Source organism: Pseudomonas entomophila, assembly GCF_029193575.1.
In the GTDB taxonomy this organism is placed as follows: Bacteria; Pseudomonadota; Gammaproteobacteria; order Pseudomonadales; family Pseudomonadaceae; genus Aquipseudomonas; species Aquipseudomonas entomophila_G.
Map to the genome: position 1 here is coordinate 527,190 of NZ_JARGCS010000056.1, position 19,231 is coordinate 546,420.

General features: G+C 64.9%; 21 protein-coding genes and 1 tRNA gene. 3 read left to right on the forward strand and 19 right to left on the reverse strand.

Features of this window, described 5'->3' with window-relative positions; genetic code table 11:
• Positions 1 to 8: 8 nt before the first annotated feature.
• A complete protein-coding gene (locus P0Y43_RS26110) occupies positions 9 to 1,061 on the reverse strand; it encodes an ABC transporter substrate-binding protein (RefSeq protein ID WP_275640133.1) in 1,053 nt (350 codons plus the stop codon).
• Between the two features lie 298 nt (positions 1,062 to 1,359).
• Here P0Y43_RS26110 and P0Y43_RS26115 point away from each other — a divergent pair, with 298 nt between their 5' ends.
• Both P0Y43_RS26115 and P0Y43_RS26120 read left to right on the forward strand, forming a co-directional pair.
• Entirely contained in the window at positions 1,360 to 2,958 is a 1,599-nt protein-coding gene (locus tag P0Y43_RS26115) for an ABC transporter permease (RefSeq protein WP_275640134.1), read from the forward strand.
• On the forward strand, positions 2,955 to 3,818 hold the full coding sequence (locus P0Y43_RS26120; RefSeq protein ID WP_275640135.1) for an ABC transporter ATP-binding protein: 864 nt from the start codon (positions 2,955 to 2,957) through the stop codon (positions 3,816 to 3,818). The genes P0Y43_RS26115 and P0Y43_RS26120 overlap by 4 nt, the downstream gene beginning before the upstream one ends.
• A gap of 59 nt (positions 3,819 to 3,877) precedes the next feature.
• Here the strand turns inward: P0Y43_RS26120 and P0Y43_RS26125 are convergent, their stop codons facing one another.
• From P0Y43_RS26125 to P0Y43_RS26160, 8 genes are all read right to left on the reverse strand, one after another.
• A complete protein-coding gene (locus tag P0Y43_RS26125) occupies positions 3,878 to 4,153 on the reverse strand; it encodes a DUF971 domain-containing protein (RefSeq protein ID WP_275640136.1) in 276 nt (91 codons plus the stop codon).
• A complete protein-coding gene (locus tag P0Y43_RS26130; protein ID WP_275640137.1) occupies positions 4,153 to 5,118 on the reverse strand; it encodes a HEAT repeat domain-containing protein in 966 nt (321 codons plus the stop codon). Before P0Y43_RS26130 ends, P0Y43_RS26125 begins: the two co-directional genes overlap by 1 nt.
• Positions 5,115 to 5,972 carry an ABC transporter ATP-binding protein gene (locus tag P0Y43_RS26135; protein ID WP_275640233.1) on the reverse strand — a complete coding sequence of 286 codons (858 nt, stop codon included), beginning with the start codon at positions 5,970 to 5,972 and terminating at the stop codon, positions 5,115 to 5,117. Before P0Y43_RS26135 ends, P0Y43_RS26130 begins: the two co-directional genes overlap by 4 nt.
• Complete coding sequence (locus P0Y43_RS26140; protein WP_275640138.1) at positions 5,972 to 6,754, reverse strand: ABC transporter permease; 783 nt, start codon at positions 6,752 to 6,754, stop codon at positions 5,972 to 5,974. The genes P0Y43_RS26135 and P0Y43_RS26140 overlap by 1 nt, the downstream gene beginning before the upstream one ends.
• 23 nt (positions 6,755 to 6,777) lie before the next feature.
• Positions 6,778 to 8,184 carry an ABC transporter substrate-binding protein gene (locus P0Y43_RS26145; RefSeq protein ID WP_275640139.1) on the reverse strand — a complete coding sequence of 469 codons (1,407 nt, stop codon included), beginning with the start codon at positions 8,182 to 8,184 and terminating at the stop codon, positions 6,778 to 6,780.
• Positions 8,185 to 8,306: 122 nt separating this feature from the next.
• Positions 8,307 to 8,552: a 4Fe-4S dicluster domain-containing protein gene (locus P0Y43_RS26150; protein ID WP_008096634.1), complete on the reverse strand. Its 246-nt coding sequence runs from the start codon at positions 8,550 to 8,552 to the stop codon at positions 8,307 to 8,309.
• Between the two features lie 126 nt (positions 8,553 to 8,678).
• Entirely contained in the window at positions 8,679 to 10,403 is a 1,725-nt protein-coding gene (locus P0Y43_RS26155) for a fumarate reductase/succinate dehydrogenase flavoprotein subunit (RefSeq protein ID WP_275640140.1), read from the reverse strand.
• Positions 10,400 to 11,149, reverse strand: coding sequence for a GntR family transcriptional regulator (locus P0Y43_RS26160; protein ID WP_275640141.1), 750 nt, complete (start codon positions 11,147 to 11,149; stop codon positions 10,400 to 10,402). The genes P0Y43_RS26155 and P0Y43_RS26160 overlap by 4 nt, the downstream gene beginning before the upstream one ends.
• Positions 11,150 to 11,332: 183 nt before the next feature.
• Between P0Y43_RS26160 and P0Y43_RS26165 the strand changes: the two genes are divergently transcribed.
• Positions 11,333 to 11,409: transfer RNA gene (locus P0Y43_RS26165), tRNA-Arg, on the forward strand.
• A gap of 185 nt (positions 11,410 to 11,594) precedes the next feature.
• On the opposite strand, the gene P0Y43_RS26170 is transcribed toward P0Y43_RS26165, so the two are convergent.
• From P0Y43_RS26170 to P0Y43_RS26215, 10 genes are all read right to left on the reverse strand, one after another.
• Positions 11,595 to 11,873, reverse strand: a complete 279-nt coding sequence (locus P0Y43_RS26170) for a hypothetical protein (RefSeq protein ID WP_275640142.1) — start codon at positions 11,871 to 11,873, stop codon at positions 11,595 to 11,597.
• Positions 11,873 to 14,194, reverse strand: a complete 2,322-nt coding sequence (locus P0Y43_RS26175) for a phage tail tape measure protein (RefSeq protein ID WP_275640143.1) — start codon at positions 14,192 to 14,194, stop codon at positions 11,873 to 11,875. Before P0Y43_RS26175 ends, P0Y43_RS26170 begins: the two co-directional genes overlap by 1 nt.
• Before the next feature lie 14 nt (positions 14,195 to 14,208).
• Entirely contained in the window at positions 14,209 to 14,940 is a 732-nt protein-coding gene (locus P0Y43_RS26180; protein WP_275640144.1) for a phage tail length tape measure family protein, read from the reverse strand.
• A 367-nt stretch (positions 14,941 to 15,307) separates the two neighbouring features.
• Positions 15,308 to 15,475, reverse strand: a complete 168-nt coding sequence (locus tag P0Y43_RS26185; RefSeq protein ID WP_275640145.1) for a hypothetical protein — start codon at positions 15,473 to 15,475, stop codon at positions 15,308 to 15,310.
• A 5-nt stretch (positions 15,476 to 15,480) separates the two neighbouring features.
• Positions 15,481 to 16,452 carry a phage major capsid protein gene (locus tag P0Y43_RS26190; protein WP_275640146.1) on the reverse strand — a complete coding sequence of 324 codons (972 nt, stop codon included), beginning with the start codon at positions 16,450 to 16,452 and terminating at the stop codon, positions 15,481 to 15,483.
• A 77-nt stretch (positions 16,453 to 16,529) separates the two neighbouring features.
• Positions 16,530 to 16,793: a helix-turn-helix domain-containing protein gene (locus P0Y43_RS26195; RefSeq protein ID WP_275640147.1), complete on the reverse strand. Its 264-nt coding sequence runs from the start codon at positions 16,791 to 16,793 to the stop codon at positions 16,530 to 16,532.
• A gap of 908 nt (positions 16,794 to 17,701) precedes the next feature.
• Positions 17,702 to 18,106, reverse strand: coding sequence for a hypothetical protein (locus P0Y43_RS26200; protein ID WP_275640148.1), 405 nt, complete (start codon positions 18,104 to 18,106; stop codon positions 17,702 to 17,704).
• Positions 18,106 to 18,423: a hypothetical protein gene (locus P0Y43_RS26205; protein ID WP_275640149.1), complete on the reverse strand. Its 318-nt coding sequence runs from the start codon at positions 18,421 to 18,423 to the stop codon at positions 18,106 to 18,108. Before P0Y43_RS26205 ends, P0Y43_RS26200 begins: the two co-directional genes overlap by 1 nt.
• Complete coding sequence (locus P0Y43_RS26210) at positions 18,420 to 18,866, reverse strand: hypothetical protein (protein WP_275640150.1); 447 nt, start codon at positions 18,864 to 18,866, stop codon at positions 18,420 to 18,422. The genes P0Y43_RS26205 and P0Y43_RS26210 overlap by 4 nt, the downstream gene beginning before the upstream one ends.
• Positions 18,863 to 19,063, reverse strand: coding sequence for a helix-turn-helix domain-containing protein (locus tag P0Y43_RS26215; RefSeq protein WP_275640151.1), 201 nt, complete (start codon positions 19,061 to 19,063; stop codon positions 18,863 to 18,865). Before P0Y43_RS26215 ends, P0Y43_RS26210 begins: the two co-directional genes overlap by 4 nt.
• Between the last annotated feature and the right edge of the window lie 168 nt (positions 19,064 to 19,231).

Consider the following 19,231-nt stretch of genomic DNA (forward strand, 5'->3'; position numbering starts at 1 on the left):
GTCAGGTATCAGCGGGCGGCCTGGGTGGCCTGTTGAGATTGCAGGGCAGCGTCGATGAAGCGCGGCTCGATCCAGTCGGAGACCTGGAAGCCTCGACGGATCAGGCGTTCCTTCGCCGCCAGGTCGACGCCCTGTTGCAGCAAGCCGACGAATTCGGCGTCCAGGCGTGGATCGAAGTAATGGGCCAGGCTCTCGTTGGCCAACTCGCCTTCGAGGATCACTTTCGGCCAGTTGGCGTTGCGCGCGACGAGGTCGACATAGGCCGTGCGGTTGTCTTCGTCACGCAGCCACTGGCTGGCCCGCTCCTGGGCCTGGACCAGGCGTGCCACCAGGTCCGGGTGCTGGCGGATGAACGCCCCGGTGCCCACCAACACCGACTGGATGCCGCCGGCGCCCTTGAGGTCGCGGGAGTTCAGCGGCAGTTCGACCAGCCCGCGCTCACGCAGCGACAGCAGGTTGCCCAGGCCCCAGGTGGCGTCGATCTGCTTGGCGGCGAGGGCGGCGTTGGCGGCGTTCAAGTCCAGGTTGACGATCTTCAGCTCACGCTCGGACAAGCCCTGGCTGGCCAGGGCGCTGGCGAACGACAGCTGGTTGGCGGTGCCACGGAACACCGCCACGCGCTTGCCCTTGAGGTCTTGCAGCGTCTTGATGCCCGACCCGGGGACCACGCCCAGGTAGCTCTTGCCCCCGCGCGCCCCGGCGGACAACACCCGGGTGTCGAGGCCGTTGGCCTTGCCGATGATCGCGGCCAGGTCGCCCAGGTAGGCGAAGTCCACCTGGCCGTTGGCCAGGGCTTCGTTGATCACCGGCCCGGCCCCCTTGAAGAAGCGCCAATCGATGCGGATACCGTCCTTGGCGAACTCGTTTTCCAGCAGTTGCTGGGCGCGCAGCACCTCGACCACGCCACCGCCGGAGCTGGGCTGGCTGCCGGCGCCGAGGTCCGGCACGGCGATGCGGATGGCCTCGGGCTTATCGCCCTCGGCGGCGTGGGCCGCCAGCGGCAAGGCGCTCAGCAGGCTGGCCAGCAGGGGGGTGAGCAGGTGGCGCAACGGGGTTTTCATGACACGGCTCCTTGGCAGGCTGCCACCGGCGATGGCCGGCGCTTTGGGCAGAAGCTAGGCGCGCCGGGGCGTTGCCAACAAAGATCAAAACTTCATTTTTCAGTAACCAGAAGACATAAATCAGGCGGCATGCGGGCCGGCGGAGGGCTTGCACGAAACGCATCGAAAATATGAGGAAAACGCAACGGCAAGGGCCTTCCCGATGCATGGCTTGCATGTTCTTATCTCTTGAAGTCATTTCTTGTGAATTTTTAATTCCATAAATGCATAACCTTGAAACGCTTCGAGAGAGGGACCGATGGGCGAGACTTTGAGCAAGCGCCGGGGGTGGGGCTGGGGGCCGGCGCGCGGCCCTTTCGCGGCGCAAGGCCGCTCCCACGACAGCCGACGGCTCCTGCCTTGGCTGTTGCCGTTGGCGATCGCGGCGTTGTGGGCGGTCGCCAGTGACCAGCGGTGGATGAGCGAGCAGATCCTGCCAGCGCCGGCGCTGGTCTGGCAGACGGCACTGGAGTACGGCACCGGTGAGCTCTGGGGGCACCTGTGGATCAGCCTGCAGCGGCTGGCCTGGGGGCTGCTGGCTGGCATCGGCGGCGGCTTGCTGCTGGGCACCTGGCTCGGTGCGTCGCGGCGGGCGCAGACACTGGTGCTGCCGAGCTTTGTGGCGCTGGCGCAGATTCCCACCCTGGCGTGGATTCCGCTGTTCATGCTGTTCTTCGGCATCGGCGAGCTGCTCAAGCTGGTGGTGCTGGTCAAGGCGGTGATCGTGCCGGTGACCCTGCACACCCTGGTCGGCGTGCGCGATGCCCAACCCAAGCTGCACGAAGCCGCCGCGGTGCTGCGCCTACCGCGTCACCTGCTGTTCCTGCGCCTGCTGCTGCCGGCCGCCCTGCCCGCCTTCCTGGCCGGTGTGCGCCTGGCCCTGGCCACCGGCTGGACCTCGCTGCTGGCGGTGGAACTGTTGGCTTCCAGCGAGGGCATCGGCTACCTGATGGTCTGGGGCCGGCAGTTGTTCATGCTCGACCTGGTGTTCGTCTGCATCCTGGTGATCGGCCTGGTCGGCGCCTTGATGGACCGTGGCTTCTCGCGCCTGGAGCGCAACCTGCTGCACTGGCCGCTGCCGGCCACCGGCGAGCAGCGCCAGGGCGACCCGCCACGCACCTGGCACGCCTTGCTGCTGCCGCTGGCGCTGCTGCTGGCCTGGCAGGCGAGCAACCGTTTCGGCTGGGTCGACGCCAATATCCTCACCTCGCCGCTGGACGTGCTGCGCAGCCTGCTGACCGGCTTCGCCGACGCCTCGCTGCCCGAGGCCATGGCCCTGAGCCTGGGCCGCGCACTGACCGGCCTGGCGCTGGGCGGCGGTGCCGGCTTCGCGCTGGGTCTGCTGCTGGGGTTGTCGCGCAACAGCGAGCGCCTGCTCGGGCCGAGCCTGTCGGCGCTGCGCCAAGTCGCGCTGTTCGCCTGGGTGCCGCTGCTGACCGCGTGGTTCGGCCTGGGGGAAGCGGCCAAGGGCGTGTTCGTCGGCCTGGCGGCGTTCTTCCCGCTGTTCATCGCCACCCAGCGCGGCGTCGCCGGCCTGTCGCCCCAGCTGGGCGAGGCCGCCCGCGCCCTGCGCCTGGACCTGCCCCGGCGCCTGCGCCTGCTGGTGCTGCCGGGGGCGGCGCCGGCGATCTTCGCCGGCCTGCGCCTGTCGCTGATCTACGCCTGGCTGGGCACTATCGGCGCCGAGTACTTCATGCCGTCGGACGGCGGCATCGCCAGCCTGATGCTCGGCGCGCAGCAGCTGTTTCGCATGGACCAGGTGATGGCGGCGATGCTGCTGATCGGCCTGGTCGGCGCCCTGCTCGGCCACCTTGGACAACGCCTCGAATCGCGCGCCACGCGCTGGAGATCCGCATGAACGCTTTCAACACCTCGGCCCTGCACGCGGCCAACCAACCCGACGCCACGCCGCCGCTGGTCAGCTTCGAGCGCGTGGGCAAGGTCTTCAGCGTCGACGGCCAGCCGTTCGAGGCCATCCGCGATTTCGACCTGTCGATCAACGAGGGCGAGTTCATCGCCATCGTCGGCGCCTCGGGCTGCGGCAAATCGACCCTGCTGCGCCTGCTGGTGGGGCTGGACACCGACTTCAGCGGCAGCATCCGCATCGACGGCCAGCCGGTGACCGGCATCGGTGGCGAACGCGGCATCGTGTTCCAGGAGCACCGGTTGTTCCCCTGGTTGAACGTGGAACAGAACATCGCCCTGGGGCTGGTCAACGAGCGGCTGACCCAGGGCGAGCGGGCGCGGCGGGTGCATGAGTTCGTGCAGTTGGTGGGCCTGGTGGGTTTCGAGTCGGCGTACCCGCACCAGCTTTCCGGCGGTATGGCGCAGCGCGTGGCGATCGCCCGAGGGTTGGTGGCGAGCCCGCGCATCCTGCTGCTGGACGAGCCGTTCGGCGCGCTGGATGCGCTGACTCGCCAGCAGCTGCAGGACGAACTGCTGGCGATTCGTGAGCGGGCGGGGATCACCACCCTGCTGGTCACCCATGATGCGGAAGAGGCCACCTACCTGGCCGACCGGGTGGTGGTGCTGGAGCCGCGGCCCGGGCGGATCAAGGCGGTGGTCGAGGTGGACCTGCCGCACCCGCGGCTACGCACCGGGGTGGCGCTGCATGGGTTGCGCGAGAAGGTGCTGCACCAGATTACCGGGGATGGCGGGTACCTGAAGCCGGTGGCGCCGCGGGTGGAGGGGTTGCGGCCGGAGTTGATCGCCCTGTGACTGAAGGGTTGCCAGGGAGGGCCCTATCGCGGGCTCGCCCCGCGACTGGGCCACTGGTTTCAACCCAGCTCGCGCAGGTAAACCCAGGGGTAGATGCCCCGGTCATGGCCATCGCTGAACACCAACTGCACCCCGTACCCCTGAGGCTCGATGCGCTCCACCCGCACCCCGTCGGCGACCAGGCTGATACCGCCGCGCAACCGCGCCGCCCGGCACTGCGAACAGGGGCAGGCGCCGCGCAGGCGGGCATGGCTGATCACCTGCCGCACCTCGCCCCATTGCAGCGCCAACGCGCCCTCGCTGCGCAGGTTCAACACGGCGCTGGGCGCGTTCATCACGCCGCGCCCTGCAACTGCGCCAGGGCGATGCGCACGGCCTTGCGCACCTCCGGGTCGCTGTCGCCTTCGGCCACGCGCAAGGCCGCCAGGGCCTGGGTGTCGCCCAGCTCACCGAGGGCCAGCGCGGCCTCCTTGCGCAGGTTGGCGATGCCGTGGCCGAGCAGTTCGGCCAACGCCGCCAGCGCCTGGCGATGGCGCAAGCGCCCCAGCGAACGCGCCGCGCGCAGGCGCACCTGCCAGTAGCTGTCGTCCAGCGCCTGGACCAAGGCCGGGCCGGCATCGGCATGGCCGACCTTGCCCAAGGTGGTGGCGGCTTCTTCGCGCACCTGCCAGGCCTCGTCGGCCAACGCCGCGATCAGCGCCGGCAGCACGCGGGCATCGCGGGCCAGGCCCAGGGCGCCGATGGCGGCGCGGCGCACCTCGGTGTCCGGTTCGCTGCCGGCCAGGCGCGCCAGGGCGGGCAACGCCGGTTCGTGCTTGAGCCAACCCAGAATGCCCACCGCCTCGCGGCGCACTGCCGCAACGCTGTCCGCCAGCGCCAGCAGCGCCGGGGTCGCCGCCTCTTCCAGGCGCAGCTCGCGCAGGGCACGCAGGGCACTGGCGCGCACGAAGGCATCGGCATGCGCGGCCCAGGGCAAGATCAGCAGCCCGGCCTCCAGGCTCTTGAGCTCGCTCAGGCTCTGCGCCGCCGCCAGGCGCACCGGTTCGGCGGCATCGGCCAGGGCCGCGCACAAGGCCTGCACCACTTCCGGCTCCTCCCAGGCTTCGAGCAGCCGCGCGGCTTCGGCGCGCACCTCGGCGCGGGGGTCGACCAGCAGCGCATCGGTGAGCCACGGCAGGCCGTCGGGGTCTTCCAGGTCGGCCAGCTCGATCAGCGCGATGCGCCGCACGCCTTCATCGGCGTCGTTCAGGCGCGGCAGCAGGTCGAGGATGTCGGGGTTGTCGGTGGTTCGTTCGGTCATAGGGCGATCCGTAGCGGTGGGTGGTCGCTGTCGGGCAGGCCGAGCGGGGTCAGGCGCGGCAATTCGCGGCCTTCCTCGTGGCGCAGCAGGGCCAGGCAGTGACGCTTGAGGTGGGTGAACGCCGGGCTGGTCAACAGGCTGGCGCGGCGTGGGCGCGGGAAATCCAGGCGCAGGTCTTCGATGAAGCGCCCGGGGCGCGGGCTCATCACCAGCACGCGGTCGGCGAGGAACAGCGCCTCGTCGATATCGTGGGTGACGAACACCACGGTGGTGCGGATGCGGGTCCAGATGTCCAGCAGCAGCTCCTGCATGCGCGCGCGGGTCTGCGCGTCGAGGGCGCCGAAGGGCTCGTCCATCAGCAACAGGCGCGGGCGGTTGATCAGCACCCGGGCGATTTCCGCACGCTGCTGCATGCCACCGGAGAGTTGGCTCGGCCAGCGGTCGGCGAAGTCGGCCAGGCCCACCAGGTGCAGCAGCTCGTAGGCCCGGCGGTGACGCTCAGGCTTGCTCTGGCCCTGCATCTTCAGGCCGAAGGCGACGTTGTCGAGCACGCTGCGCCAGGGCAGCAGGGTGTGGTGCTGGAACACCATGCCGCGCTCGGGCGATGGCCCGTCGATGGCCTGGCCGTCCACCAGCAACTGGCCGCTGGCGGGCGTCAGGTGCCCGGCCAGGGCGCCGAGCAAGGTGGACTTGCCGCAGCCCGAGGGGCCGAGGATGCAGACGAACTCGCCCGGGGCGATGGCCAGGTCCAGCGCCTGTACCGCCTCGAACGCCGCACGGCCCTCGCCCAGGCGGATCGACACGCCACGCGCCTCGATGCGCCCCGGCTCCGGGGCCTGTTGGTAGCTGCTCATCATGACGCCCTCCGCGCCCGGTACCACGGGGTGGCGAGCGCGCCAAGGCGCTTGACCAAGGCACTGCTGCCCATGCCGAGCACGCCGATCAGCAGCATGCCGACGATGATGTCGGGGTAGTTCTGCAAGGTGTAGGACTCCCAGGTGTAGTAACCGATGCCGAACTGCCCGGAGATCATCTCGGCGGTGACCAGGCAGAACCACGAGGTGCCCATGCCGATCGCAAGGCCCGTGACGATGCTCGGCAGCGCCCCCGGCAGCACCACCTCGCGCAGGATCGCCCAGCGCCCGGCGCCCAGGCTGCGCGCCGAGGCCACCAGGCGCGGGTCGACCGCTTCCACGCCGTGCACGGTGTTGAGCAGGATGGGGAACAACGCGCCGGTGAAGGTGATGAACACCATCGACAGCTCCGAGGACGGGAACATCAGGATCGCCAGGGGAATCCACGCCACCGCCGGGATCGGCCGCAGCACTTCCAGCGGCGGCAGCAGGGTGTCCTCGGCCCACTTCGAGCGACCGATCAGCAGCCCCAGCGCCACGCCCAGCAGCGCCGCCGACAGGTAGCCGGCGAACACGCGCGACAGGCTGCTGGTCAGGTGCGCCAGCAGCGCGTTGGAGGCCAGCAGTTGCCACGCGGCGTCGAGCACCGCGCCCGGAGTGGGCACGTAGGTGAAGGTGAACAGGCCCAGGTTCAGCTTGTGGCTGGCGGCCAACTGCCAGAACAGCAGGCAGGCCAGCAGCGAGGCCAAGCGCACGGGCCAGCGGGCGAGGGAGCGGCTCATCGGGGTTCTCCGGGTGGGGCCGGTCAGCGCTGGGCGACCAGGGTGCGGTTGGCGCCGGTGAAGTCCAGCGTCTCGCCGCCGTGGGCCTTGGCGTACTGCTCGGCCTGGTCCTTGAGCAGGAAGGCGGCCAGCTCACCCTTGCCGTTGCGCACGAACCAGGCCTGGTTGGCCAGCAGCTTGATGCCGCTGTCGGCGGCCTGGGCATAGATGGCGCGGATGTCCTTGCCTTCCTGTTCCAGCTGGGCCAGGGCGGTGAGCGCGGCCTCGGGCGAGGCGTAGTGGCGCACCTTGTCCTCGCCACGCACCCAGATCTGCGCCAGGCGGCTGAAGTCGGTGATCGGCTTGCCGGTCGCGGCGTCGTTGGCCTTGAGCGGCAGCGGGGCGTAGTCCTTCAGGGCCTTGTCGTAGTCCTGGCCGGCCTGCTTGAAGGCCGCGCGGATGTACTGGTCGTCGATGAACTGCTGGGTGTCCAGGCCGCGATCGGTCTTCTTCAGCAGCTTCAGGGTGTCGATGGAGGTGGCCACGGCCTGGCGGTATTCAGGCTTCCAGGTCAGGTCGCGGGTCTGCAGGCCGAGCGGGCCGTGGAACAGGTAGTTGACCTCGGCCTCGATGCCGGTGACTTTCTCGATCAGCTCGCTGTACTTCTCGGGCTCGGCGGCGATCAGGCGGTTGGCTTCGAGGCTGGCGCGCAGGTAGGCGGTGACCACTTCCGGGTACTTCTTCGCGTAGTCGCCATCGACCAGCGCGCCGTGGAAGGTCGGCGCGTTGGCCTGGGAGCCGTCGTAGATCTTGCGGGCGAAGCCACGGTTGGGGAACAGCTCGGCGAACGGCACGAAGTCGGCGTGCGCTTCGATGCGGTTGCTGCGCAGGGCGGAGCCGGCGATTTCCGGGGCCTGGGCGATGATCTTCACGTCCTTGGCCGGGTCCCAGCCCTGGGCGGCGATGGCGCGCAAGAGCATGCCGTGGGCGGTGGAGGCGAACGGCACGGAGATGGTCTTGCCCTTGAGCTCGGCCAGCGACTGCACGCTGGAGGAAGCCGGCACCACGATGCCGTTGCCGCTGCCGTGCACGCTGCCGGAGAGCACGCTGATGAACAGGCTGCGCTTGCCGGCGTCGAGGTGGGCGACACCGTTGAACGAACCGGGGAAGTCGGCCATGGCGCCGAAGTCGAGCTTGCCGGCGACCATCTCGTTGGTCAGCGGCGCGCCGCTGGTGAAGTTCTTCCACTCGACCTGGTAGGTGGCGTCCTTGTACTTGCCGTCGTGCGGCAGGTACTTGTCGAGCAGGCCCAGCTCGCGGATCAGCAGGCCGCCGGTGGCGCAGTTGATGGTGGTGTCCTGGGTGCCGATGGCCACACGGATGGTCTCGGCGCTGGCGTTCAGGCCAGCGATCGCCAGCGCGAGGCCGGCCACGGTTGCTACAAGGCGCATGGGTGTTTCCCCTCGAATCATTTAGGTATTGGAATCGTCTCCGCCACCAGGCTTGGGTGGTGGGAAACGAGGGGCTTGCGGTGCGGGCGTCCGGTGGTTCGCCGGATGGCTTGGGTGCGGAGCTAGCGCAGCAGGTAGGGGATATCCACCTTCACGGCGCCGGTCGGGCAGTCCTTCTCGCAGGGCATGCAGTACCAGCATTCGTCGAAGGCCATGTAGGCCTTCTGGGTGGCTGGGTTGATGGCCAACAGGTCCATGGGGCAGACCTCGACGCAGACGGTGCAGCCTTTTTCGGCGATGCACTTGTCTTCGTCGATGGTCACCGGGGCGCTGCTGCGGAAGAAGATTTCCTGGGGTTGGTAGGCCATTTCACGGGGTCCTAGGGGCCTTTTGGCCCTCGTTTTGGAATCAGGGGATCGCGGGGCAAGCCCGCGCCTACAGGGGCGCCGCCGTGCCTGTGGGAGCGGGCTTGCCCCGCGAGAGGGTGTCAAGCCTCACGCCGCATCGGCCTTCACCCGCAGCCGGTCGTAGGCGGTCTGTTCGTCGGCATCCAGCGCAATCAGGTACGGCTCGACCGGTTTCTTGAAGCTGGTCATTTCTCCGTCCTCGCCCTTCTTCAGGTGACAGTGGCAGAACCACTCGCCGTCGTTGCGCTCGGGGTAGTCCACCCGGTGGTGGTACAACCCCCAGCGGCTCTCCTCGCGGAACAGCGAGGCCCGCGCGGCCATCTCGGCACAGTCGCGGATGACCGCCACCTCCATCGCGCGCATCAACTCGTGGGGGTTGCTGGCCTTCATCTGCGCCAGGTCGCGCTCGATCTCGGCAAAGCGCGCCAGGCCGATCTCCATCTTCTTGGTCACCTTCGGCGGTTGCAGGTAGTCGTTGACCATGCGCCGCAGCTTGTACTCGACCTGCGCCGGCGGCAGGCCGTGCTCGCGCTGCAGCGGGGCGAACACCCGCGCCTGCTCGCGCTCGACCTGCGCCGTATCGACCTCGGCGAATTCACGGCCCTGCACGTAGCGCGCGGCGTTGGCCCCGGCGAACCAGCCATAGGTGAAGGCGCCGAGCATGTAGTTGTGCGGCACCGCGGCCATGTCGCCGGCGGCGTACAGGCCCTTCACGCTGGTCTCGGCCTTTTCGTTGACCCACACCCCCGAGGCCGAATGCCCGGAGCAGAAGCCGATCTCGGAGATGTGCATCTCGACCATGTGCTGGCGGTAGTCGGTGCCACGCCCGGCGTGGAATTGGCCACGGCTGGGGCGTTCGTTGCTGTGCAGGATTTCTTCGATGGTCTGGATGGTTTCCTCGGCCAGGTGGTCGAGCTTGAGGAACACCGGGCCGTTGCCGCCTTCGAGCTCCTGGTGGAACTCCCACATCATCTGCCCGCTCCAGTAGTCGCACTCGATGAAGCGCTCGCCCTTGCTGTTAGCGGTGTAGCCACCCAGCGGGCCGGTGACGTAGGCGCAGGCCGGGCCGTTGTAGTCCTTGATCAACGGGTTGATCTGGAAGCACTCGAGGTTGGCCAGCTCGGCACCAGCATGGTAGGCCATGGCGTAGCCGTCGCCAGCGTTGGTCGGGTTCTCGTAGGTGCCCATCAGGTAACCGGACGACGGCAGGCCCAGGCGCCCGGCGGCGCCACAGGCGAGGATCACCGCCTTGGCGCGGACCACGCGGAACTCACCGCTGCGGCAGTCGAAACCGAGCACCCCGGCGGCGGCGCCTTCGCCGTCGAGCAGCACACGGGTGCAGACCATGCGGTTGCTGATCTCCACCCGGGCGCGCTTGAGCTGGCGGTACAGCACCTTCTTGATGTCGTGCCCCTCGGGCATCGGCAGCACGTAGGCGCCCATGTGGTGGACCTTCTTCACCGCGTAGTCGCCGGTTTCGTCCTTCTCGAACTTCACACCCCAGCGGTCGAGCTGCTCGATGGTCTCGAAGCTGTGGGTGGCGTAGGCGTGCACAGCGGCCTGGTTGACGATGCCGTCGTTGGCCACGGTGATTTCCTTGGTGTACTGCTCGGGCGTGGCGTGGCCGGGGATGATGGCGTTGTTCAGGCCATCCATGCCCATGCTGATGGCGCCGCTGCGCTTGACGTTGGCCTTGTCGAGCAGCAGCACGCGCAGGGTCTTGTCGTGCTCCTTGGCCTTGATCGCGGCCATCGGCCCGGCGGTGCCGCCGCCGATGACGATGATGTCGTAGTCCTGGGTGGCGATGCTCATGGCTTGGCCCCTTTCTGGCGGTCGATGCGCAGGCGGTACTGGAAGGCATCGCCGCGGTAGTAGAGGTGTTCGAAGTCCAGCGGCGTACCGTCGGCGGCGTGGGTCAGGCGCTCGATACGCATGATCGGCGAGCCCTCTTCCACTTCCAGGGCCTGGGTCAGGTCGCTGTCGGCGAGCACTGCGTCGATGGCCAGGTCCGCATGGCCGAGGGCGATGCCGCAGTCGTTCTCCAGCAACAGGAAGATGTCGCGGGTGACCAGGTCGGCTTTTTCCAGCTTTTCCCCAACGGCCTTGGGCAACCAGGTCAGCTCCAGCGAGATCGGCTCGCGGTTGATCAAGCGCACCCGGCGGATCTCGGTGACCAGGCTGCCCTCCTCCACTTGCAGGCGCGCCGCCACCAGGGCGTTGGCCGGCACGTGGCGGAAACTGCGCAGGCGGTTGAGCACTTCGTAGCCCATCTGCGTCATCGACTCGGCCAGCCCTTGCAGGGTGCTGACGTTCTGGAACGCCTTGGGCTTGGCGACGAAGGTGCCCTTGCCGTGGATCTTGAAGATCAGCCCTTCCTTCTGCAGGTCGCCCAGCGCCTGACGCACGGTGATGCGGCTGACCTCGAAGGCTTTGCCCAGCTCGCTCTCCGACGGCATGCGGCTGTGCGGTGGGTAGGTGCCGTCGAGAATGCGCTCGCGCAGCAGTTCCTTAAGCTGGGTATAGAGCGGTACCGGGGACAAGGGGAGCAGTTCGGCCATGGGTCTCGTTTCGCTGGTTGGCTGACTTGTTATAACAAGTTGTGACCAGAGAGTAGCGAGCATAAGGGGTGGCTGGGAAATACCGATATGGCATATGGATAGATGGCGCCGGAACAGGCAAAAACAGCTACGGATCAAGGCGATGGACGCCACCAACACAGATGGGTATGATTGCGCCCCGTTGCACTCGTAGCTCAGCTGGATAGAGTACTGCCCTCCGAAGGCAGGGGTCGTGGGTTCGAATCCCGCCGAGTGCGCCATGAATTCTGCCCCTTCCGTGGCATCACACTGACAGCAGGCCAAGGCCGTGACAGCAGCGTGACAGCAAAAAGCCCCGAATATCGGGGCTTTTTCATGCCTGACGCACTAGATTCAGTGCCGCTCGAAAGCCTGGCAAGTCAGGTGGTCTCCTCAAATATGAGGACACCCCCATGGTGATTGCGGATCACTTGCCTACCTCTACAGGCTTGATGAATTCGCGTAGGAGCGGCATCAGGTTTTGCCGCATTCTGACTACAGCTTGTTCGGCAGTGATCGGCTGTAGATCGGGGTCGAGGTTCCACAGGGCTGCCGTTATGTGCCCCATGATCACCGCTACCAGTTCGGACCGCTCGACGTGGTCCCGCGCAGACCTTTCCCCTGTGTCCACCTTGAACACCTGGTCGCTCACGACTCCCGCAATAGCGACGACTAGTTCATTGTGGTCAATTTGATTGATGTTCATCAGATAGATTTCCTCATCTGTCTTGTGATTGGTCCATTGGTTTTGACGTCATTAAAAACTCGAGCGGCTGCACGCTCTACTGCTTGGTCACACATGGCGGCCATCGTCGACAATGTTCTTTCACTGACGTCACCATTGACGTTGAAGGTTTGATTGACGGTGAGTGCCTGGCCGGACCCAAGAGAACCTGCTCCGCTCTGCTGGATATCGCTCAGGGTGCGATCCAGCTTGGCGCTGGTGTTCGCCGTGGTTACCCGCTCGCCCTTCTGCAGCAACCAGGTGCCCTCGCGCGGGACGCTGTCGATACCGTCATGCGCCATGCCGACTAGCGACAGGCTGCTGGCCAGCGCCGTGGTGCTGGAGATTGCAGCAGCAGCCGGGGCGGCGTTGGCACCGAACGAAGCCAGGGAAGCCATGGCAGCCGCTGGAGCGTAGGCTGCAGCCATTGCGGTACCAGTAGCCGCCGCCAGCGCAGCCGAGGAGGCCGCAGCCGTGTCGCCGATCGCTGCGTTGACCGCCATCTGCAGGCCCACCTTCACAAGCATGTGCACCAGATCGTTGGCGATCCCCTCGGCGAAGTCGTTGAAGTTGAATTTGCCGGTTTTCACGAAGTTGACCGTCTGATCCTCCAGACTGCGCAGGGTGTTGCTGGTGACGCTGTACATCTGCGAATTCAGATCTTTGGCGCTGTCGGCGTAGTCCTGCCAAGCATCCTTGGCGCCGCTGAGCCAGTCGCCCTGCAGTTCATCCTGCTTGCGGTAGTAGTCCTCCTGGATCTGCATCCGCTCGGCCATGGCATCCCGCAGCAGGGCTGTTTCCTTGTCGTACCGCGCCTTGGCATCAGGATCGCCCAGCAGGTCCGCTTCCTTGTACTGCTTGTAGAGCTCGTTGCGCTGCTTCGCGAAGTCCTGCTCGATCGCCAGGTTCTCCCGCATCCGCGAGCGCAGCTTCTCACCCTGGCCAGCGCCAGCGATCTCCAGCTCGAAGCCCTGGCGGACGATGGTGTTGCTGTCCTTGAGGTTGGCCGCGTAGGTGGCCAGCTTCAGGTCTTCCTGGTTCTGCTTCTGCAGCTTGATCTTGGCGTCTAGCTCGGCTGCCAGGCCTTCCAGCACCTTCTGGCGCTCGGCGCTGACCCCCTTGAGCTTGCCGGTCTCCAGCTCGAAGGCCAACTTGGCCACCTCGGTAGCCTTGCCCTGCTTGCCGATGGTTTCGTCGATAAGGGCGATCTGGCGGCGGTAGCCTTCCTCGGCGTCCACACCGCGCTTCTTCAGTGCTTCCGCTGCTGATTTGGCCCTCGACTTGGCGTCTTCCTCGGCCTTCTTAGTCGCCTCGGCTGCTTTATTTGCTGCGTCAGCTCGACGCTGCTCCGCAACCAGCAGTTCGCCCTCGCCGTCCTTTAATCCATCGACCAGGCCCGCCTTGATCTTTGCTTCAAGCTTATCTGCCTCGGTGCGCTTTCCGGCGAGGACAAGCTGCTCCCTGATCTTCTTGGAAAGATCCTCATAAACCTTGGATCGCTCGGGAACCGTGTTTGCGTTCGTCGACGCTGCAGCAGTGTTGGCGTTGAACTCATCGGTGAGGCGCTTGACTAGGCTGGCGGCATAGGACGCTTTCTCGCCGGCCTCAGCAACTGCGCCCGACTGTGCCACCCAAGCCTGCAGAGCCTCCGGCTTGAGGCGGAAACGCCGCGACAGGTCTTCAATGACCACAGACAGTGGCTGCCCTGCCGCGTAAGCCTCGTCGAACTCTTTCTTGATTCGGGGGAAGAGCGAACTGCCCAGGTCACGGTTCACTCGCCTCATCAGCGTGCTGTAGGCGTCTGCCTGGTCCCGGGTGGCTTGCTCGAAATCGGCCGTGTACTCAGCGAGCTGTGCTGCCTTTTGATCGCGCCCAAGCGTCCTGAACTTTTCGGCCAGCTCATCAAGTGGCCTACTGACGTCAATGAGCGACTTCCGCGCATCGTCCGTTTTCATTGTGAAGTAGGTCAGGGCTGTACCAGCTGCAATCAATACCCCTGCAGGGCCGCCAAGAAGTGCCATCGACGCAGATGCCGCCCTGGCTGTAACACTCATTGCGGTAATGCCGGCGGCGGTCGTCCTGCTTACGCCGGCCATTGTGGCGAGGGTTGCCTGATAACGAGCCGTGTCGTACTGGACCCGAACAAAGGAGGCAGCCGCAGTAGCAGCTGCGGCTGCGAGACGTACGGAAAGCACCCCAGCTAAGACAACTGCGGCCTTGGCTGTCGCCTCCAGGGCAACTTTTGCTTCAGGCGACCCAAGAACCTTGTTGAGCACCTCAACCACATCCTTGGCTGCGGTCAAGCTGCCCTCTCCAGTCAGCAGGCCAGAGATTGTGTTTTGCAGGGCCTCCATTGCTCCGCCGAAAGTATCCCGAGCAGCCGCAGCGGCGCCGCCATAGGACTCTTCAAGCGACTGAAGAAGATGCCCTGAGCGCCCGCGACGTTCCCTGTAGACTCCATCGCCAGGACCATCTTCTTCTGCTCATCAGTGAAGCGGAAACCTTGCTTACTGAGGGCGGTGAGGCCTTTGGACGGCACGTCCAGAGCTCTGCCAATAGTTTCCGCTGCGTCTTTAACCGAAACTCCTGTACGTGCAGCCATGTCGGCTGCAGCTTGGAGCGCCCGGTTGAACTGATTACCGACCACTCCAGAGAATGCGAGAAGAGTGGTTTGCGCTTGATTGATATCGCCGCCAGAGAACGTGGTCGCCTTCTCCATGGCATCGGCCATGTCATTCAGTTGGTCTCGATTGAAACCAGCGGACTGACCAGTTGAACGAAGGACGGCGCTCAGTTGCGCCTGTTCCTTCTCCGCATTTCGGGTTTCTGTGACAAATCTCCCGAAAATGCTTGCGACGGACAGACCCGCGACCACTCCAGCAGCAACCTCACCCAAAGCGCTCCAGGCAAACTTTGCCTGATTGGCAGCCTCAACCATCTCTTTAGAAGACTTCTTGGCTGCGCGGCCTGCTTGATCTATTGGCCCAGTAAAACCGCCAATCCGGGCAATTAGATCAAGGGTGAGCGTGCCAAGGGATTGCGTAGCCATGGTGGCCTCCGGTGTTAAAGCGTTAACACCTTTAACACCGGCTTTAACAGATTTTAACACCTCGCCTTTAACACCCTGGTAGGCGCCTTAGTGGTCGCAGCCCTTTGGTTGCGGGGCTTGCAGGGTAGGTGGTGGGGTCGTTTTGCTGTTAACAGGTGTTAAAGGGGGTGTTAACAAAAATCTGTAGGGGGGAAAAAATCTGCGAATGAGTTGGGCGCGGTGTCCGAGCGCGAAGGGTTTTGAGATCGAACCTACCCCCCACCCATTCGGGGCCTGCCGCCGCTCGCTTATGAACTGCCCCTGTGGAGCGCGAGCGCGCAGGCTGTCGCGGTTGTTGAGGACACTCACGACTTGTCCTGTGCATTGATCAACCGGCTGTGAGCTGGGCCACCAGGGCCTCCAGCTTCGCCACCCGGTCTTGTAGGTCTTCGATCAGGTCGAGGCTGTCACCCGCGCTCTTGTCGATGCGGTCCAGCCTGGGCTTGAGGCCTTGTGCCAGCCCCTTGGCCAGCATTTCCATATCCTTGGTTTCCATGGCGATTACCAGGTGGCACCAGTCAGCAGCGCCACAGCGCCAGCACGGGCCACTTCCCAGTTCAGGTGGCGCACCACCTTGATGGCGCTCAGGTTCTCCATGTACAGGTTGAGCGGCTGGCCATCGCTATCGATCAGCGTGGCTTGGTCGGTGGTGTCCATGATCACGCCGTCATCAGCCAGCAGCACACCAGCAGCGTCCACCAGCACCACCGTGCCAGGCTGGACGGTCGAGGAGGTGACTTGCGGGATGCCGCCGATATCGCCGCCCAGGGCGCCAGCACCGAGGAAGCCAGCAGCATTCAGGCTGACCCCTGCCTCGGGTGAGGTGATGAATACAGCCGTCTCCAGATCGCCCTGGAACGCATCGAGCAGCGCAGCAATGTCTTTGGCTGCATTGCCGGTACCGGGGATGGGGGTAATGCCGTGAGTGATCGATGCCGGGGATACGCCAGCAGCACCAGCGTTGGTCGGGTCGATGAAGCTGGAACCCTCCAGGGCAGCGATGCCACGCACCAGCTCACGGCTAACCGCTGACTCGAAGGTGGCGCCAGTGCCTTTCAGCAGCTCGGTGGTCATCACGACGATACCGGCCAGCTTGCGGTCTACCAGCTTGCTGCGCTCGAAGCTGCCAGAGGCAACTTGAATAGGGCCGCCCTCACTCACCCAGGTGGCCACCGGGGCCGCTTGCTGGGTCAGGATGGGGGTGTGGAAGGGTACGGTGCGGAAGCCCACAGCCGCCTGAATCTTGCCGAGCAAGGAGCGCGCCTTGACGATCTCCACGAACGCCCGACCGGCAGCGCGGAAATCAGGGTCGTCGCCAAGGTTGCCGCTGGCCATCGCATCCTTCTGCAGCAGCTTCACGGTGGCGTTGTCAGGGCCTAGGTGGGCTTTGGCATAGCCCAGGGCAAGCATGGGGTCACCACCGCCTACTGCCTTGGCCATCACGTAACGGGTGTAATCTCGGGGGTCTCGCATTGTCTGTGCCTCATGGGTCGATGGGCACAGCTTGGGGCGCTGGAACCGCCTAATCCATGGCGGCTCGTTGCGCGGATTCACGCATCGCAGTAGCCGTTCTCGATGTACAGCGCCAGGTCGCTCAGTCGGTAGCGCCAGCGGTTGCCCACCTGGCGCCGAGGTATGCGGCAAGTACCCTCGGTGCGCTGAGCGCGAAGCGTGCCAGGACGGTAGCCCAGCAGGCGTTCGGCGTCAGTCTCGACCACGGAACGGTCGCCAGCCAGCACCAGCTCCCATTCGCGGCAGGACGCTGCCAGCAGAGCCTCGGTGGCAGACACGCGATCCTCCATCCTGTCAGCCATTCGAATCCTCCATTATCACTAATTCGTTAAGGTGCCCGCACGCCAGCAACGGCGCGGCCTCGGGCGATTTATGCGGGATTTCCAATAAGGCGCAGGTAAGGCGCGAATCCTCTCTTATGGTTGATCCGCGCAAAGCACTGCAAGCCTTGCCAAGCGCGGGCTCTGCTGAAATGCAGAAGAATTCCGATCTAACGCGGGTCAAGCTGTGCGCCGGGATGAACCGCTTCGGATCAAGCGGAATCCTCTGCGTTTCTACCCTCCTTCTACCTCGCGCCAGCCATGCCGATTCGGACCTGTTGAGCCGAATCGGACCAAAACGTCTGCCTCGACAATCCACTGTGGCGTTACCGACACACTGTGGCGCGCACGCCACGGTGGACGATGGCTCGCTGCGGCCTCGGCGAGCACTCGACGAATGCACCCCGGCACCATATGCCGCCCTGCATCATCTGCACCCCGTGCCGTGAGATGCACCCCGTTCACTGGGCTCCAGGCAATCCATGGCCAGCTGCCTGGGCACGTTGTCGACGATCAGCTGCAGGTGGCCGACCATCGTGCTGGCTTGGGCGGCGAGCAGTTGCGGCTTCACGAACACTGCGCACTTTCGGCAGCAACCGGCGGTAGTCCACGGAAGCCAATCGAACACCAGAAACGTGTAACCGCCCGCTCGCTTGCAACCGGCATCGGCCAGCGATCTGCACCGGGCTTGCTTTGCTGTAACTCGGCTCATTTCAAATCCCTGTGGTGGTAATAGTTATAAAGGGGCTCAATTTTTGAAGCTGGAACTACCTAAAACGGGCGGGTAAGGCTTCAAAAATTGATGCGTTATTTGCCTTCAACAGCTCGAAAACCTCGGGAAGGCTTCAAAAAATCGCGCCTATGACTTCAAAAAATGAAGCTGGTAAACATCAGCCAGCCAGCCGCCGCGACGCGGTGTTCGTCGGGCCGATCTCCAACCCTTTCCCCGGGCATTCGTGTATTGGCAACCAGGTCAACGCATACAGTGCGCACCTGGCCCCTTCCCGCCCCTTCATGTTCGTTCTGCTCTTCACGATCAGGTTTCGCTCCTGCAGGCCTTGCAGCGATTTGGCGAGCGTTCCTTCGGCCATGCCGCCCCGCTCCTCCATCATCGAGTGCGTGGCTGCCAGATCGCCGTTGTTGTTCCCGCGGTACTGCGAGAGCAGCAGCATGAAAACGCGCAGCTCCGAACCGGTCATAGTCGTGAAGTCGGGGTGTTCACCCAGCAGCCTGGGGATCATGTACGCGCCACGACCTCCCCAATCCGAGTCGCGGCGGGTCTTCCTCTTGGCCATCAGGACCTCGATTCAGCGCCATGCTTCCTCGGCTCGGACGCCCCGTAGGCGTAGCCGATATGCCGGTGGCGCCAGCAGAAGTTCTGTGAACCGAGCTTGACGTTCTCCAGCTGCGCGTAGAGGTCCTTCGATATCGGGTGCTGCTGACCCAAGGCCGGGATGATCAGCACCGCAAGAATCCGCTCTAGCTTCTTGAATGCCTCCCGCGCCTGGTTTTGGTGGAACACTTCGTAGTCGGCCAGGATGGCGGGCGAGAGGACTTCTCCCGTGCGGTAGTTATCCGTAAAGCCGTTGTGCTTGCTCTGCTGTTCTGTCACGATGGATTCCTCTCGTTGGTGCCTACCAATGCGATTTCGCCGGAAAGGTGTTGGCGCACCTCCTCCTGCAACTGCTCTACTGACTCGGCGCAGGCCCCTACCTTGGGAACCCTGCGCCGGGTTACTTCCACCAGTACATCACCTGCCCAAACCTCTACCCTCACACCCTCTTCCTCGGTGTGGATGCAACGGCGCTTGCCGAACAATGCGCTGTTGGTATCGATGCAGGCCGCCGCCCATTCGCCGTGATCCCCTTGGGTGCCCACAGCCTGGCCCTTCACCCAGTCCGGAAGCTGGCCACGGGCGCGCATCTCATTGAGCATCGTCCACCAGCGGCACGCGTGAGCGCGTTCAGCCTCGATCAAATCAGCCAGGATCTCGCGCTGCTCGGCACTCAACTTGAGAACCGCCAACTCCGGTACCGCGTCGATTTCGTGCCTCATCTTCCGTTCTCCTGTGCCACTCGATTGATCCACGTCTCCAGCTCCCTCACCAAGATGAGTCGGCGCTTCCCGGACTTGAATGCCTGCAATTCGCCCTTGGCGATCGCGCTGTAGATAGCGCTGCGGCTGTGGCTGGTGAGGCGTGCTGCCTCATCAGGCCCAACAGCCAGCGGTTGAACGGTGGTTGCTTGCTCCATGAATCCTCCAGCGCGTGTAATGCAATGTTGTACATGTATGGCAAACCATATCCGTGATGTACCGCCATGTCTACATTTTTTGCTAATGCGGTACATTGCAGTACATTTGACCACACGTATCGACACAGTTTTCTCTGTATGAGATGCTTGGGGGATTGACCGCACAGG

Coding starts and splice junctions, on each gene's coding strand:
- P0Y43_RS26130 (WP_275640137.1), bottom strand. CDS start 5,118: ATGACCGAACGAACCACCGACAACCCCGACATCCTCGACCTGCTGCCG.
- P0Y43_RS26125 (WP_275640136.1), bottom strand. CDS start 4,153: ATGAACGCGCCCAGCGCCGTGTTGAACCTGCGCAGCGAGGGCGCGTTG.
- P0Y43_RS26185 (WP_275640145.1), bottom strand. CDS start 15,475: ATGGAAACCAAGGATATGGAAATGCTGGCCAAGGGGCTGGCACAAGGC.
- P0Y43_RS26180 (WP_275640144.1), bottom strand. CDS start 14,940: ATGGCTACGCAATCCCTTGGCACGCTCACCCTTGATCTAATTGCCCGG.
- P0Y43_RS26190 (WP_275640146.1), bottom strand. CDS start 16,452: ATGCGAGACCCCCGAGATTACACCCGTTACGTGATGGCCAAGGCAGTA.
- P0Y43_RS26115 (WP_275640134.1), top strand. CDS start 1,360: ATGGGCGAGACTTTGAGCAAGCGCCGGGGGTGGGGCTGGGGGCCGGCG.
- P0Y43_RS26155 (WP_275640140.1), bottom strand. CDS start 10,403: ATGAGCATCGCCACCCAGGACTACGACATCATCGTCATCGGCGGCGGC.
- P0Y43_RS26110 (WP_275640133.1), bottom strand. CDS start 1,061: ATGAAAACCCCGTTGCGCCACCTGCTCACCCCCCTGCTGGCCAGCCTG.
- P0Y43_RS26145 (WP_275640139.1), bottom strand. CDS start 8,184: ATGCGCCTTGTAGCAACCGTGGCCGGCCTCGCGCTGGCGATCGCTGGC.
- P0Y43_RS26160 (WP_275640141.1), bottom strand. CDS start 11,149: ATGGCCGAACTGCTCCCCTTGTCCCCGGTACCGCTCTATACCCAGCTT.
- P0Y43_RS26135 (WP_275640233.1), bottom strand. CDS start 5,972: ATGAGCAGCTACCAACAGGCCCCGGAGCCGGGGCGCATCGAGGCGCGT.
- P0Y43_RS26215 (WP_275640151.1), bottom strand. CDS start 19,063: ATGGAGCAAGCAACCACCGTTCAACCGCTGGCTGTTGGGCCTGATGAG.
- P0Y43_RS26120 (WP_275640135.1), top strand. CDS start 2,955: ATGAACGCTTTCAACACCTCGGCCCTGCACGCGGCCAACCAACCCGAC.
- P0Y43_RS26195 (WP_275640147.1), bottom strand. CDS start 16,793: ATGGCTGACAGGATGGAGGATCGCGTGTCTGCCACCGAGGCTCTGCTG.
- P0Y43_RS26150 (WP_008096634.1), bottom strand. CDS start 8,552: ATGGCCTACCAACCCCAGGAAATCTTCTTCCGCAGCAGCGCCCCGGTG.
- P0Y43_RS26200 (WP_275640148.1), bottom strand. CDS start 18,106: ATGGCCAAGAGGAAGACCCGCCGCGACTCGGATTGGGGAGGTCGTGGC.
- P0Y43_RS26140 (WP_275640138.1), bottom strand. CDS start 6,754: ATGAGCCGCTCCCTCGCCCGCTGGCCCGTGCGCTTGGCCTCGCTGCTG.
- P0Y43_RS26170 (WP_275640142.1), bottom strand. CDS start 11,873: ATGAACATCAATCAAATTGACCACAATGAACTAGTCGTCGCTATTGCG.
- P0Y43_RS26210 (WP_275640150.1), bottom strand. CDS start 18,866: ATGAGGCACGAAATCGACGCGGTACCGGAGTTGGCGGTTCTCAAGTTG.